10 protein-coding genes are annotated in these 15,962 nt (G+C 39.0%); 9 read left to right on the top strand and 1 reads right to left on the bottom strand.

Translation table 11 applies throughout. The annotated features are described in order from the left end of the window. The first annotated feature begins 3 nt into the window (after window positions 1-3). The 9 genes from IPJ53_07975 to IPJ53_08015 all read left to right on the top strand — a co-directional run bounded on the left by IPJ53_07975 (window position 4) and on the right by IPJ53_08015 (window position 13,525). Complete coding sequence (locus IPJ53_07975; GenBank protein MBK7799035.1) at window positions 4-1,206, top strand: glycosyltransferase family 2 protein; 1,203 nt, start codon at window positions 4-6, stop codon at window positions 1,204-1,206. Beyond that, on the top strand, window positions 1,203-2,432 hold the full coding sequence (locus tag IPJ53_07980; GenBank protein ID MBK7799036.1) for a glycosyltransferase family 4 protein: 1,230 nt from the start codon (window positions 1,203-1,205) through the stop codon (window positions 2,430-2,432). Before IPJ53_07975 ends, IPJ53_07980 begins: the two co-directional genes overlap by 4 nt. Next, entirely contained in the window at window positions 2,429-3,736 is a 1,308-nt protein-coding gene (locus tag IPJ53_07985) for a hypothetical protein (GenBank protein MBK7799037.1), read from the top strand. Before IPJ53_07980 ends, IPJ53_07985 begins: the two co-directional genes overlap by 4 nt. Next, window positions 3,720-4,832: a glycosyltransferase family 4 protein gene (locus IPJ53_07990; GenBank protein MBK7799038.1), complete on the top strand. Its 1,113-nt coding sequence runs from the start codon at window positions 3,720-3,722 to the stop codon at window positions 4,830-4,832. The genes IPJ53_07985 and IPJ53_07990 overlap by 17 nt, the downstream gene beginning before the upstream one ends. Window positions 4,833-5,155: 323 nt before the next feature. After that, window positions 5,156-7,270 (top strand): bi-domain-containing oxidoreductase, encoded by a 2,115-nt coding sequence (locus tag IPJ53_07995; protein ID MBK7799039.1) that lies wholly within the window; start codon window positions 5,156-5,158, stop codon window positions 7,268-7,270. 181 nt (window positions 7,271-7,451) lie between these two features. Continuing rightward, window positions 7,452-7,895 (top strand): Hsp20/alpha crystallin family protein, encoded by a 444-nt coding sequence (locus IPJ53_08000; protein MBK7799040.1) that lies wholly within the window; start codon window positions 7,452-7,454, stop codon window positions 7,893-7,895. 287 nt (window positions 7,896-8,182) lie between these two features. Then, window positions 8,183-8,851, top strand: coding sequence for an ATP-binding cassette domain-containing protein (locus IPJ53_08005; GenBank protein MBK7799041.1), 669 nt, complete (start codon window positions 8,183-8,185; stop codon window positions 8,849-8,851). Between the two features lie 64 nt (window positions 8,852-8,915). Beyond that, the gene (gene ffh / locus IPJ53_08010; protein MBK7799042.1) at window positions 8,916-10,256 is read left to right on the top strand and encodes a signal recognition particle protein; all 1,341 of its coding nucleotides are present in this window, start codon (window positions 8,916-8,918) and stop codon (window positions 10,254-10,256) included. Between the two features lie 113 nt (window positions 10,257-10,369). Continuing rightward, a complete protein-coding gene (locus tag IPJ53_08015) occupies window positions 10,370-13,525 on the top strand; it encodes a T9SS type A sorting domain-containing protein (GenBank protein MBK7799043.1) in 3,156 nt (1,051 codons plus the stop codon). Between the two features lie 86 nt (window positions 13,526-13,611). Here IPJ53_08015 and IPJ53_08020 read toward each other — a convergent pair whose 3' ends face one another. Continuing rightward, on the bottom strand, window positions 13,612-15,816 hold the full coding sequence (locus IPJ53_08020; GenBank protein ID MBK7799044.1) for a T9SS type A sorting domain-containing protein: 2,205 nt from the start codon (window positions 15,814-15,816) through the stop codon (window positions 13,612-13,614). Window positions 15,817-15,962: the final 146 nt, after the last annotated feature.

Consider the following 15,962-nt stretch of genomic DNA (forward strand, 5'->3'; position numbering starts at 1 on the left):
GAGATGCAAGAATTCAGAAAATTCACTGTACTTATACCTACAAAAAACCGATGTGAGACTCTGCATTGGGCTATGAAGACTTGTCTGCAATCTACCTACCCGGCATTGTCACTCATTGTGAGTGATAATTGTAGCACCGACAACACATTCGCAGTGGTTTCATCATTTAATGATTCAAGGGTAAAATATTATTGTACTCCCCAAGCATTAAGCATGACTGCTAATTGGGAATTTGCATTGTCAAAGGTCGAAGATGGATTTGTAACCATATTGGGGGATGACGATGGATTTCTGCCTGATAGTTTTGAAAAAATTAATTTGTTGTTGGATCAATATCAGGTTAAGGCAATTAGTTGGAAGCAGTCTTTTTTTCGTTGGCCTGGAAATAACTATGTGAGAATACCTGAACTGATGAGCATACCATTAAAACAGGGAGTTGAAATCAGGCACAGTCGTGATTTTCTTCCGAAGGTAATGAGGTGTCAAAAATTTCCAGGAGACCTTCCGTGGTTGTATAGTGGATTTGTTGATGTTTCGATTATTAAATCAATAAAGGAAAAAGGCAGAGGGCGTTTTTTTAATTCAAAAATTCCTGATATTTATTCATCCATGGTTTTGGCCTCAGAAATTGACAGCTATTTATTTTCTTATACGCCTTTAAGTATTGCAGGTCATTCTGCCAAAAGTAATGGTGCAGCACAAATACAGAATAAGCCTGAATTTGAGGAACGAAAGAATTTGTTTAATAAGGAATCAGAGGACATTCCGTTTCACACTGCTCTGGAGTTTGTACACGTGTATCCCATTATTATATGGGAAACCTATTTGCAATCCATTGATGCAGGTGTGCAAAAATATCTTGGTCTTGCAAACGGTCCATTGCTGATGAAACTCGCAATAAAGGATGCAATAGTTCTGGGCTTTCTTGAAAATGAAAGAGGTAAATTAGAATCCATTGCTCGAAAAAACGGATTAAGTTTACATATTTCTGACAATAAGACTATTGGACTTATTCAAAAGTTTTTACTCAGATTGAAGAGCTATTTTGTTGAATGGACGAGTGCAATCTTTATTAATTTAAAAGATTTTAATATAAGAAATGTTTATGATGCGAGTATCATGCATCAGAAAATTCATGAGAAATACAACCACCGGTTGAAGGCAATTATACACAATTTTGTTTTACTTTTAAAGCAAGCGCTGTGAGTGTTTCAGTTTTTCAATTAGGTGCACGTATGAAATATGCAGTGCCACGATGTTTACATCGGGATGGATTATTGGAAAAATTGTATACTGATATTTGTGTAGACCTTCCTCCATTTAGTTGGGGAAGAAGTTTGATGAGCAAACTTCCTTGGAGTGCATTCCAGAAATTTGTGGGAAGGGAAGTAGGTTTGCCCAAAAATAGTATTACTCATTTTCCATTTATGGGGTTGAGGTATTTTATGAGTAAGAAAAGTATCCTTAATGAAGAATCTGAGTGTAAGACTTTTATGTGGGCGGACCATCATTTTGGGAGCCTGGTAAATTCAGCCTTGCAAAAGGATCCTGCAGAAGTACTTTATTTATATAATACTGCGGCACTAACTGTTGCAAAAGAAAATAGGCATCGTAAGATTTTACTGGAACAATGCAGTTTGCCTTACTCTGAATACCGTGATCGGATTCAAAAGGAGATGAAACTTTTTTCGGATTGGACCACAGCTTATGCTCAGGAGATAGATTTGCCTGAACCTGTACAGCAGTATATGGATCGCGAAGAATTAGAATGGGGTTTGGCAGATGCCATCATTTGTCCTTCCAGGAATGTGGCAGATTCCCTAATGGGGAGGGGCGTTTCGCCGGATAAGATTACCTGCATTCCCTATGGCTTTACATTTGGTGTTGGTAAACAACCGCGTAAATTGGCGGAAAGAAAAAAACTTCAGGTAGGGACAATAGGTTACCTTGCCTTGCGCAAAGGCATCCATTATTTCTACAAGGTAGCAACGGCATGTGATTTTGCTGATTTTGTTGCAATTGGTGGAGATGGGTTTGACTTACCGGAGGAGAAGAAAAAAATGTTATCAAAAGTAATGACCCTTACCAGTCATCTTGATCGTTTTAGATTACTTGAAATGTTACAACAAATCGATGTGTTACTTTTTCTGAGTATCGGAGAGGGATCAGCCACTGTCGTGTATGAAGCTTTAAGCCTTGGAATTCCCGTTATTACCACGGCAGCCAGCGGAAGTATTGTGGAGGATGGGGTGAGTGGATTTATTGTGGATCCTACCGACACTGATCGGATATTATTGCTCTTGGAACAGATGCGTGATCCTGAATACTACCTGAATTTGTCAATGAATTCTTTGGACAGGAGCAAATACGGTAGTTCAGAGGCTTATGGACTTAGGCTGGTGAATTTTATTCATCAATCAGAGGCGCTATGACTATTTATTTGATCATATTGTTCAATCTTATTGTCTATGTTGCAGGATGGGTTTTTGTTTTATTAAATGGACTCAGAAAGCATGTAGTGTTTGCATTTTCGTGGTTTATTTTTTCCATATATTATTTGCTTACTCCATTGTATTTTTATTCTAAGGGGCGGGCTACTATCTGGGGAGATCAGGGCGCATTTTTAGGCGTTGGTGAAAATATACTGGAATATTACGATGAGGGCTTTTTGTATTTTGGATTTGCAAGTCTTTCTTTTTTGCTTGGTTATTTTTTTATACGCCACCGGGAATTCGTTCAATCCGGTTTTAATTTTAATTTTTCAAAGCCACTCCTGTATTGGCTTTTCGGGATTTTCTTTTTCTTAGTGATGCTTAATTTTATTTTGTCCGGGGTAAATCCTATTGAAGTGCTGACGGGTAATTCGGAAGAAACATTGTTCAATGCAAAGGGAGGTTCTAATTATTTAAGGAATTTTGCAGACTCTTTGGTCAGTTGCCTAGTCATAGGATTTTTGATTAAAATTGATCGCAAATATTGGCTTTTATTTGTAATCGTATCGTTTGTTTTATTTGCAATGATGGGATTTCGTTATCGTATCATCATGACCGTAATTGGGGTTTTGTTGCTGATTCTCTTTAATTATCGTTTTTCATTTAAAAAAATATTTGCGCCTTTGGCCCTTTTTAGTGTTCTTCTCTACATGATATTATTTTTAACGATCAACCGGTACAATTTAATAGTAGGTGATTTTAAAAATTTCGATTACAATCCAGTTCATTATGATATTGGAAGCACGCTTGCAGAACAAACCAGAGGCGCACTGGATGACATCAACATCATCAAATACTATCACACCCATCCAAACCCTAAACATGATTATGGAATTACATTTACCTATTTTATAGTTCGGGCCCTTCCAAGGGCTGTAGTAGGAGATTACAAGGATAAATTATATCCGCCTCCTGCGTTTCCTATTGTGGATGAAGCATACAATCTTCCTTTGGCGTGGGCTGCAACAGGTGAAGCACCTTTGCATTATGCTTATTTTATCATTGCCGGAGGTTTTTGGTTTTTGGTTTTGGGCTCATTTTTAACAGGGTTGATATTGAGCCTTACTACCGTAAATCGAGATTACCATCATCCAAAGCATAGAATATTTCTTGTGATTTTATGCATGGCATTGTTTCAATGGTATACCAGGGGATATTTTCCTCAGTTTGTAGATCACCTGGTGTTTTTGTTGATTCCATATTGGTTATATTTTAGATTTAATGGACATGAGAAGACCCATTGATGTTATTTTTTTGGGACCTTATCCCCCGCCGGTGAATGGGCAATCTGTGGCATTTAAATTTGCACATGATCAATACAATGGTACAAAAAAATTGTGCGACCAAAATCTAGAACAATTACCATTTTACAAGAAAATATTTTTTGCACTAAAATTGATATTTACATACATTTTCCTTTCAACCAGTAGAAAATATTCTGTATTGTATTTAGCTGGATCCAGGTCTGTAGGGGGAGCGCTGAAAGATGTTTTCTCCATTTTGTTTTTTCATTTTACCGGCAGCCGCATTGTTTTGCATATCCATGCTGCATTTTTCAATCACTTTATAAGTTCATTGCCATTTTATTTAAAGCCACTTTTTACTTTAGCTTATCACAGGGTCGATCGTTTTATTGTTTTGCATGAATCTATGAAAGGAGAGTATAATGGTTTTCTACCAGAAGCTCAGGTGAGCGTACTTCATAATTTTTATGATCCCATTCTGGATGAACTAGAGATAAAAGACAAGCCAAACAGTGAAGTAATCAAGATTGGTTATTTTTCTAATTTAATATATAGTAAAGGAATTTTTATTTTGCTGGAAGCTTTCAGAGAATTGAAAAAGGAGTATGAACATATTGAGCTTCATATTGCAGGACAATATTATTCAGATCAATTTATGAACGAACGTACAGTCAGGGAAAGATTGAATACTTTTATTAAGGATCCAAAAGACGGGATTTTCTACCATGGTCCTCTTTATGGAATGCAGAAAAAAGATTTTCTGAAGGCTCTAGATATATTTGTTCTGCCGAGCTTTTATGCTTCGGAGGCCATGCCCATATCAATAATAGAAGCGATGCGCAGCGGTTGTGTTATAATTGCGACTGAACACCATTATTTGCCATTTTTAGTAGGACCTGATCAAGGTGCTTGTGCCAAAGTGAGGTCAGTTGTGTCATTGAAAGAAAATTTGACGAAGTATATTGAGCAAAGGGATTTACGTGACCAGGTGAAGCGTGCAAATATTGAATTTGCAAAGAAGAATTATTCACCTGAAAATTTTGCATCAGGAATTAATACTATTTTGGAATTGGAGCTTAAGGAATTCAATGTTTAAAAGTAAATATGTGGAATCTTTGGAGCAAAAGGTAAAGTTCTAATGGTGGAAGTAGATGGCATTAGTAAGCATTTTTCCCATCGTGTGCATGATGAAGCTGGAGTGGTCGAGCAGGAATATTTCATTTTTATACTCCTGAGATTGGTAAATCAGGATTTATCTGCTTGCTTATACCAAGCTATATGGTTAACTGTTGGCTGGACAAGGATTCTTGTTTTATTATTTTTTCTTTATTGGCCATTGAATCATTTTAAATACAATTTTTCTATAAATAATTCTCTGCATGGTATTTTTTGAATACATTACAATTTAATATCCGGACAATGTTGCAAATAATACAGGATCTTAAGAATGGGGAAACAATGCTTGTCGAGTCTTCCATTCCGACCCCCGGTAGGGGAATGGTGTTAATCAAAAGTCATTTTAGTCTTGTATCTCCGGGTACAGAGAGAATGTTGGTTGAATTTGGCAAGAAAAATCTGATTCAGAAGGCTCTTGATCAACCCGAGCGTGTAAAACAAGTCATCAGCAAATTGAAAACGGATGGGTTTGCTCCAACTTATGAAGCTGTGATGCGTAAGTTAGATACACCTATTGCTTTGGGTTATTGTAATGCAGGAGAAGTAGTTGGAGTAGGAGAGGAGGTTACAGAATTTCGAATAGGGGACCGGGTGATTTCAAATGGCCCTCATGCAGAATTCGTATGCATTCCCAAAAATCTTGTTGCAAAGATTCCTGGAGATTTAACTTATGAAGAAGCAAGCTTTACGATCATTGCGTCAATTGCACTGCAAGGAATCAGATTGGTCAATCCAGGCTTTGGTGAAACTGTTGTGGTGATTGGTCTTGGATTAATTGGACTCATTACAGTCCAACTTTTAGTCAGTAATGGATGTAAGGTAATTGCATTTGATCTGGATGAAAATCGTGTAAGCATGGCAAAAAATTATGGAGCCCATGCTTTTTTATCGGAGGACAGCATAAATGATGAGTTGAAAGTTAAGCAATTGAGTGACGGGTATGGTGCCGATGCCGTAATCATTACGGCTTCTTCCGCTTCTCAGGAGATTATTCACCTGGCAGCACAAATGAGTCGCAAGCGCGGAAGGATAATTTTAGTTGGGGTGGTGGGTCTTCATATTCAGAGAGCCGATTTCTATGAAAAAGAATTGAGTTTCCAGGTGTCCTGTTCGTATGGTCCCGGAAGATATGATGAAGTTTATGAGCAAAAAGGACATGATTATCCATTGCCTTTTGTGAGATGGACAGAGAAGAGAAATTTTGAAGCTATTCTGCAAGCATTGACTTATAATAAACTTGAAGTAAAGTCATTAATTGGAAAAATTGTTGAACTGGAACAATTTGAATCGATATACCAAAATATTGGAGATCACAAAGACATCACTTATCTGATACACTATGATGTCAAAAAAGTTGTAGAAAAAAGTCGCAATCCATTTGATGAAAAGAAATTTCCATCAACTCAAGGACGGATCGGAATTATTGGTGCAGGTAATTTTACTTCCTCTACCGTTCTCCCAATTCTCACAAAATTAATTGCTCCTGTTCAGGCCATATGCGGGAACAAAGGATTGGCTGCAGGTCAGCTTGCCAGGCAATACAAAATTCCATACACGGCATCATCATTTGTCGAGATCCTTCAGGACGAACAAATCAATTCGGTCGTTATTACAACCAGACACAGCAGTCATGCTGCGATGGTACAGGCCGGATTGAATGCAGGCAAACATGTTTTTGTTGAAAAACCTCTTGCGTTAAATCTGAGCGAATTAAATGATGTATCAAAAGCATTTGAGACAACGGCGGGAAGTCTCACGGTAGGATTTAACAGGAGATTTGCACCCATGATTCAAGAGTTGAAGAAAGAGTTGTCCAACTGTGAAGCACCCATACAAATCGTAGCTACTATGAATGCAGGTTCACTCCCAATGGACCATTGGACCAATGCAAGTGAACATGGGGGGCGCATTATTGGAGAAGCTTGTCATTATTTTGACCTTGTAGCCTTTTTGTGCAACAGTACAATTTGTGAAGTATACATGCAGTCTTTGGGTCTGAATGCTGGATTGGATACAGATCATGCCAGCATTCTTGTGCATTTAAAAAATGGGAGTTCCGCTGTTATCAATTATTTTACCAATGGGTCAAAGGATTATCCCAAAGAGCGTATTGAAGTTCATCAGTTAAATCGCACAGCCATTATAGACAATTTCAAGCGGATCGATTATTATGGTTATAAAAAGAGAAGCAAATCGGCCAATCAAGATAAGGGTCATCACACACAATTCAAAACCTGGTTGAATTTTATTACACAGGGAGGTCATTCACCGATACCTTTTGAATCTTTGTGGAACACCACTTATGCCACGCTGATGGCGATAGAATCCTTTAAAGAAAAAAAAGTCATTTCATTTTAGTTTTTTTTACGGAAGGAATGATTTTTTAATCCTTTTAGGTTAAATGATAAGTCGTTGAATCAAATTTCACCAACATGATAAAAATTATTTTCATAAATGACATTTGTCATTGATTCTTCTAATGAGTTGTATCAATTTAGACAAGTTAAAATAGTTTATCTAAACACTAAAAAATACAATCATGGGAAATTTAATGAAAGTAAACAGGTTTCTGCCAAATTTCAGTAACTTCTTTGATGAAGCCTTTGCTAAAGAATTTTTCAACTGGGATGATAAGAATTTTGCAGAAAGAGGTAGCACTATGCCATCCGTGAATGTGAGAGAAACTGAAAAAGAGTATTTTATTGAATTGGCTGCGCCCGGCATGAGGAAGGAGGACTTTAAAGTAGAATTAAAAAATGATATGCTGACCATCTCCGCTGAAAAGAGAGATGAGAAGGAAGAAAAGAAAGGAGATTTTACAAGGAGGGAGTTTAACTTCAGCTCTTTCTGTCGAAGTTTTTACGTTCCGGATTTGGCTGAAAAAAACAAAGTCGATGCGAAGTATGAAGATGGAATGCTGACCATTGCCATGACTAAGAAAATGGTAGAAGAACCAAAAGCAAAACTTATCGAAATACATTAGCAGGTAAATTATTAATTTATTAGGGGAGGAGAATTCTTCCCCTTTTTTATTTGTTTTTTCAGGGCTTCCATTTCAAATCTTTATCTCAAATTTATCAAAGGACCTTTCTCCGAAAATCTTCACTGTAAATAGTTTAGTTTATTGGAATAATTTAGCTGTTGGATTTTTTTTACGGTGTATTTTACAGGGTGTAACCGAATTTACAAATGGGTTGGGATTGATCGCATCTTCAATGACAATTTTCAGATTGTAACAAACTGTGATATCTTTGCACACTAAAGCAACCAATGTCTTATTTCTTAGTTCAGGCCCAAAGATTGAATCTCACATATGGTGAGCATGTGTTGTTTAAAGACCTCCAGTTTGAACAACAAGAAAAGGAATGGGTGGAACTTATAGGGGGTAATGGAAGCGGAAAATCTGCCCTAATTCATGCCTTTTATGGTCTTCTTCCTGTTCAGTCGGGGACTTTAAAAGTGCTGGATTACAGTCTGAATCCGGCCACACCTGACTTTGCCGCTGCCAGGAGGAGAATAGGGATATTTTCAACCAAGGTTCCTTTAATTGAGGATAAAACCCTGAGAGCAAATTTGGCAATTGCCCTAAATGCTGCTGATAAAATACGTGACCTGAACTCCGACCAATACATCACAGACACCTTAGCGAAATTTGGTCTTGCAGAAAAAACGTTGGAGGAAGTTTCCAGTCTTTCATCCGGAGAAAAGGTTTTGTTAGGCCTTGCCAGGGCCATTATCCACAGGCCCAGATTGTTGTTGTTGGACAATCCCTTTGCCCTGTTGGATGAGTCATCTATTAAATTGGTAAAGGCATTGCTTACCGACCTTCACCAAAAGGAGGGAACCGGTGTCTTGTTGACCGGTTTAAACTTAAGCCCATACAGCCCGGATAACAGGAAAGTTTACCAGATTACAGGTAAAGGGCTGGAATTAGTCTAAGAATACTCCATTTGATAATTGTTGCCGGTAGTTCCATTATATTTGCAGCTTCAATTGAAAGATCATGTTTGAAAATCTTAATGAAAAGCTCGAATTAGCCTTCAAGAGCCTTAAGGGTGAAGGAAAGTTAACTGAACTTAACGTAGCAGAATCCATCAAGGAAATCCGCAGGGCCTTGGTTGGCGCAGATGTCAATTATAAGATTGCCAAGGAGTTTACTGATAAAGTGAAGGATCAGGCAATGGGAACCCGCAACATACTGTCTTCGGTCAAACCAGGTGAACTCATGGTGAAGATCGTGATGGATGAGCTCACTGAACTCATGGGTGGACAAGCGGCAGGACTTAATTTGAATGGCAATCCGGCAGTAATTCTTATTTCTGGTCTGCAGGGTTCCGGTAAGACGACTTTCTCCGGTAAGCTTGCGTTGTATTTAAGAACCAAGAAGAATAAAAAGGTCCTCCTGACTGCGTGTGACGTTTATCGCCCTGCCGCTGTTGACCAATTGACCGTAGTGGCAGAACAAGTGGGCGTGGAGATCTTTAAAGATCCGGAGAGCAAAGATCCGGTTTCAATATCTCAAAGAGCTATTGCTCATGCCAAGGCCAATGGTTTGGATGTAGTAATTATAGACACGGCGGGACGTACCTCAGTGGATGAGGAGATGATGGCTGAAATTGAGAATATTAAAAATACCATTCAGCCTTCCGAAACTTTGTTTGTCGTGGATTCCATGACCGGACAAGATGCGGTGAATACAGCTCTTGCATTTCATGAAAGAATCAACTACGATGGAGTAGTGCTTACTAAACTTGATGGAGACACCCGTGGTGGAGCAGCTTTATCCATTAAGTATACCATTGGCAAACCAATTAAATTTGTTTCTGCAGGTGAGAAAATGGACACCCTGGATATTTTTTATCCTGATCGTATGGCCCAGCGAATTCTGGGGATGGGAGATATTGTATCCTTGGTAGAAAAAGCCCAGGAGCAGTTTGATGAAAAGGAAGCCAAAAAAATCGAAAGTAAAATCAAACAAAATAAGTTTGACTTCAACGATTTTCTGGTTCAGCTTAATCAGATCAAAAAAATGGGGGACATTAAGAGTGTGTTGGGAATGATTCCGGGGGTTGGCAAAATGGTTAAGGACATTGATATAGATGACAATGCATTTAAAAAAGTCGAATCCATCATACAGTCTATGACTCCTAAGGAAAGGGCCAATCCTGATTTGCTAAACATGGCCAGAAAGACCCGTATAGCCAAAGGTTGCGGGAAAACCATCCATGAGGTCAATGCCTTTATGAAGCAATTTGAAGAGATGAGGAAAATGATGTTCATGATGAGCAAAGGCAATGGGATGGGCAACATGATGAAGCAAATGCAAAACATGCGACGTCATTGATCTGGATATAATTCCATTCGTTTTTACCAAGTAATATGTTTGTATTCAGGAGTCTTAAGTGTCCTGATGGGATGATTTTTATTCTTCGTATATTGTGACTGTAAAATGTAGTCATGAAGAATATTATTCTGTTATTTGTATTCAGTATATCTTTTTTAAATATTTCATTTTGTCAATTAGCCAATGGTAGTCCGGCGCCGGATATTACTGTGCAGGACATCAATGGAAACACCATCAGTTTGCATGCTTCCATGGCGGGAGGAAAATCTGCTTGTCTGGATATTATGGCAACATGGTGTGGTCCATGTTGGTCCTTTCACAACAGTGGAGTACTGGAAAGTGTACATGCGAATTTAAGTTCATTGACCAATGTTTATATGCTGGAAGGTGATTTTGCCACCAACACCAATTGTCTTTATGGCCCTTCAGGCTGTACAGGCAGTGGCACCTGGGGAAATTGGGTAGCAGGGACCCCTTACCAGATCGCAAATCTTACAGCCAGCAATGGCGGGTCGGTTATGAATGATTACAACATCAATTATTTTCCTACCCTATACGTAATTTCTCCTGATTTCAGGACCTGGGAAATTGAAAACCGGAGTTACAGCGAATATTATAATTGGATTGTCCATAGTTTTACATTGGATGCTACCGGTAGTGTCAATCATTCTACTTGCGGAGACAATGGAAAAGTCAATCTTAACCCTACCGGAGGTTACGGGGTATTGAAATTTAAATGGAGCAACGGTGCAACAACGGAAGATTTGATAAACATTCCGGGTGGTGTTTATTCCGTTACGGTAACCGATCAAAATGGTTACTTTGAATCTTATGGCCCCTGGACTGTTGATGGGCCAGCAAAAAGAGTCGCCATCACCAGTCAAAAACAAACCAATAATATTTGTTTCGGGGAATCCAAAGGAGACATCACTATTCAAGTCGCCTATGGCACTCCATCTTACACTTATAGCTGGAGTAATGGGGCGACCTCCAATTTAATTTCAGGGCTTCCGGCAGGATTGTATACCGTTACAGTGACTGACGCAGCCAATTGTACCATTACCAAAACCTACAGTATTTCTGAACCGCCTTTGTTGACGGCCATTCCAGTGAAGGGAGATGAATCCTGTGACAACAAGAATGGCTTCATTGCCATAACAGCAAGTGGTGGGACGAAGCCATATTCGTATGACATTGGTTTTGGAAAAAGAACCACCTCAGTTTTTAATAATTTGTCAGGTGGTACTTATAACATAAAAGTAACGGACTCAAAAAACTGTTTGTTTACAGATCAGATAACCGTTGATGCTACCCATAAGCCTGTTACAGAAGCAGGGGCTAATACAAACATATATTGCGGCAGAGACACTGTTTTTCTGGATGGTTTTGGAACTGATCAAGGTTCTGATTTTACTTATACCTGGACTACTCGAAAAGGAAAAATTCTGGGAGACCACAACACTTTGCAAATTGCCTTGGACAAACCGGGAGTTTATGTCCTTAAAGTGAAAAATCTTATCAATGGGTGCGAAAATTCTGATTCAGTGGAAGTAAAGGATATACGGGTGTATCCGGATGTTAAAGCCACAGGGGACGGACTGGTGGATTGCAATACGCCCGACAGAACTCTTTCCGGGACTACGCTCAGTACACATACAAAATACTTTTGGACAAAATTGAATGGAGGATTTAAAGATACTTCCAAAACCATCCTGGTGAGTGCTGGTGGAGATTTTGTATTCAATGTTCAGGATACAGTCAATCAGTGTTTGTCAAAAGATACAGTCGTAATAAAAGAAGATAAAGTATATCCACAAATTCAAATTGAGACAAATGGCAATTTGAATTGTACCGTAAGAAATTTGGACATTAATGCCTTGAATTCAGATTTCGGAAACAACTTTGAAATTGATTGGATTACCAATGATGGACATATTGTCTCAGGCGCAGATGGCTTGCAACCTTTGGTAGATAAGCCTGGTACCTATGTTATTGAAATTAAAAATAAAACCAATGGCTGTCTCAGCGTGGAGTCAGTTAGTATTGCGGAGGACGTCACAAAACCTTCCATTGTATTAGCCCAAATCAAAGATGTGAGTTGTATTCATCCTGAAATTGTTCTGGACGCATCGGCATCACTTCCAGCGGGTAAATTGGAATACCAGTGGACGACTTCCGACGGGCACATCGTATCCGGAAATCAGTATCAGCAATTGACTGTAAACAAAGGTGGAAGCTATGATTTGGTTTTAAGAAATAAGGAAAATACCTGTACAAATTTTGAACAGTTTAAAGTTTTGGAACAATCCACTCCGGTCTCAGCATTTAATTATAACAGGGATTTACTCACCTTGAACTTTAGGGATGAGTCAAAAGGAATTGCTAAATCCTGGGCATGGGATTTTGGTGATCAGACTACAAGTTCTGAGCAAAATCCAACACACCAGTATGCAAAAGAAGGAGAGTACAAAGTTTGTCTCAAAATTGAAAACGAATGTGGCGTTGCCGAAAGCTGTCAGAACATTGTTCTGGCAAGTTCCAGCATACTTTCATTAGGTGCCTGGGAAATCAGAAATGTAAGTTGCTATGGAGGTAACGATGGCTTTATCAAATTGACCGTACAAGGAGGAACCCCTCCATATTCATATGTCTGGAGTGATGGTTCAACAAGCTCCGAATTAAAAAATATTAGCAAAGGAAATTACTCAGTAGAGGTGAAAGATGCTTTGGGGGCGATTATCCAAAAGTCATTCAGTGTCGGACAAGCGACAGATATTTTATATGGCAACCTGTCAATTGCAGGGGCTACTGATGGCCTTCCAAATGGAAGTATCAGCCTTGAGGTTTCAGGGGGCGTTCCTTCTTATCAATTTCTTTGGTCAAATGGGATGACGACTGAGCATATTCAAGGGCTTGCATTGGGCAGCTATAGCCTCCGGGTCAAAGATGCCAATGGTTGTGAGAAATCTTTTGGTCCTTTTGAGGTCAGAGATGTAACGGCAACAAATGATGTTTCTGGCTTGGAAAGTTTTGAGATTTTACCCAACCCTGTGCAAGAACACGGAAGAATTTTTCTCACATTTGATCAGAAAACTTCCTTTAGTTTAAATTTAACGGATGCGATGGGCAGAACTGTCCATGAGTGGAAGCTAAATTCTAACCAGGCCGATATTTCGTTGGATTTATCCTCACTTGATCAGGGTCTCTATTTTGTTGTGTTGAAAACGAATAAAGGTTTACTGACTAAAAAATGGATGGTTTTAAAATAAACCATTTAATGTTTAAAAGTTATTTCTATTCATTTAGAACAAATAGATAAATGGAAATCTGAAAAGATGATTGTTACTTTTAAAATTTATTCGATTTTTACAAAAGGCAATGTTATATGTCCTTGGGCACTTCTCATGGTAAGCCAGTAAAGTCCTTCAGGTAAAGTCCTTGTATCCCATTTTAAATCAAGCTCTTTGCCGTTGCAAATTTGTTGGGAAAATATTTTGCCTTGAAGGTTGTAAATGAAAATTTGAATTTCTACAGATGCTTCAAATTCCAGATGCAAAATAATATGGTCTTCCGCAGGATTGGGATATAGTTTAGATTTAAGCAAGCCTGGGAGCGTTACAAGTCCGTTGCTGACGGTGATGCTTGCGCAATCTGAAGTATTACACCCCATGCAATCACTTACTGTGACACAATATTTTCCAGGAGTTAATCCAATAATTTCTTCAGTGGTTTGACCGGAATCCCATCTATAGGAGTACGGAGCACATCCGCCTTGAGGAATTACTTTAATGGATCCATTGGATTTTCCGGGATCTGCATTTTTGGTTTGTGCCACAAGAGAAAAAGTTGGAGGGTCACTTACAATAGAGGTAAAAATGCCTGCACTCAAATTGTAATAACTGCCACTGGCGCTTGTTTTCAGAGCGGTGCTTCTTACCATGTAGTTTATCGGTCCTTTTTCTACACAGGGGTCGATAAAGAAATGATCGGTTACCGGAATTTTGTTGAGTAATTTAAATGTGCTGTCGCCGCTTGATTTTTTATAGACAAAATATCCTGCTGAACCAATTGAATCTTGCCAATCCAGACGAATATTAAGTCCATCCTGAAGGGCAATTAATCTTTCTACAGGTCTCAGGATGTGCATGCGAAGGGTAGGGTCACCCATGAGCGCAGTTGAAACATATCCTCCATAGAATCGAGGATTGTAAAGTCCCCTGTTGTTCATGGCCAATTGAGTCGCATAACCAATATGTTCGCCCATGGCCATGTGGTGTAGAAACCAAGTCGGCCGGTTGCCCCATGTGCTGGCCAGGCAGGTTCGGGAAGCTATGGCGCCTCTCAAAAAATTATTCGGGTAATCCCAATCTCCAAAATATGACCCAAACATCATGGTAAATAAAGTCAGAAGAGAATCTGTTGTGAAATTTGTGGTATTGGAAATGTCGGAAGCGCTCTCAGGACCACCGCCACCGCAGCCATAAGACCAAATATAGGATTGTTTACTCAGCGTCTCTCTATAAGCTAGGTCTTTGACATTTGAAATGCCAAACATCGGCGAAAAATTCTTCCAGCCTGATTGACCTAAAGCCTCTGGATCTGGAGCAAAATTATTATCCACCAGTCCTCTTTCTACCATATTTATTTTTCCTGTTCGCCAGTCATGATTCTTATCCAAATATCTTCTCAAAAGTTGTTCTTCTGATTCCGGGAATTTACTCATATTAGAAAAATCAACACGTCCAACCTGAAGGCGAGCTTTTCCCGGGATGACGTTTTGATCAAATTTTCCATCACCGGGGACATTGTCATTTCGCGAACTGGCTGCTGTTGTAATGTTGATTGTCCTGTCCGTCCACAGTCCATCCAGATCTGCATAATAGCCATCACAGGGCCAGGCTCCTCTGTGATCACTGTGGTGACCATCAGGGGCTATTTCTCCGGAATAGGGTACTGGAACGCGTCCTAAAAGAAATAGTGCTTGATTAGCATCTGGATTTTTTTGAGCCCATGATTTAATTCCTGATTTTACCTTGCCAATGGAGTCTTTTCGACTTACGTAAAGCATCTGGGCCTGCCAACCATCACCTTCCAGGTCATTTAGAAGTCTTGAAATTTCCATGGCAAGCAATTGCTTAAAAGTACTGTCAATGACTACCAGGCACGCTCCTCGATGATGAATAGCCGGAACTTTAATGCCTGAATAAATGTATCCTGCACCAGAATTCATACTGCCGTCACCGTATGGAAATTTAGGAAGGCTTTTTATTATTTGATACTCATAATCAACCCCAATTTTAATGGAGCTATCCACCCAGGAAACACTACGTGCATCTAAAACTGCAAGACTATCGGTCCAAATTTCATCGTATTTGGATTTACGCCATACGGTATAGCCGCCATTGGCAGTGTCCAATACCCAGTTAAGGGTAATTGCAGGAGGATTTTCATTTAATTTTGCCTGTAAGAATACTGACTGGCGGGCATCGTAGATGTTTTGCCCATATCCGCAAACAGTCAGAAAACTAAATAAGAATTGCAGACATCGGTTTACTTTCATGACTTTAGCTAATTGTTTAATTTCGTTTAAGGCAGGATTAAATTTAATTCGGCAGACACATTCACATGACAACAGATCTGAATATTTCGTTGTATGAAGCTCCTTAAAAATTGATTTTAGATTGATTTAAATACATAATCCGGATT

Origin of the sequence: Candidatus Vicinibacter affinis, assembly GCA_016714365.1 — a bacterium.
Taxonomy (GTDB): Bacteria; Bacteroidota; Bacteroidia; order Chitinophagales; family Saprospiraceae; genus Vicinibacter; species Vicinibacter affinis.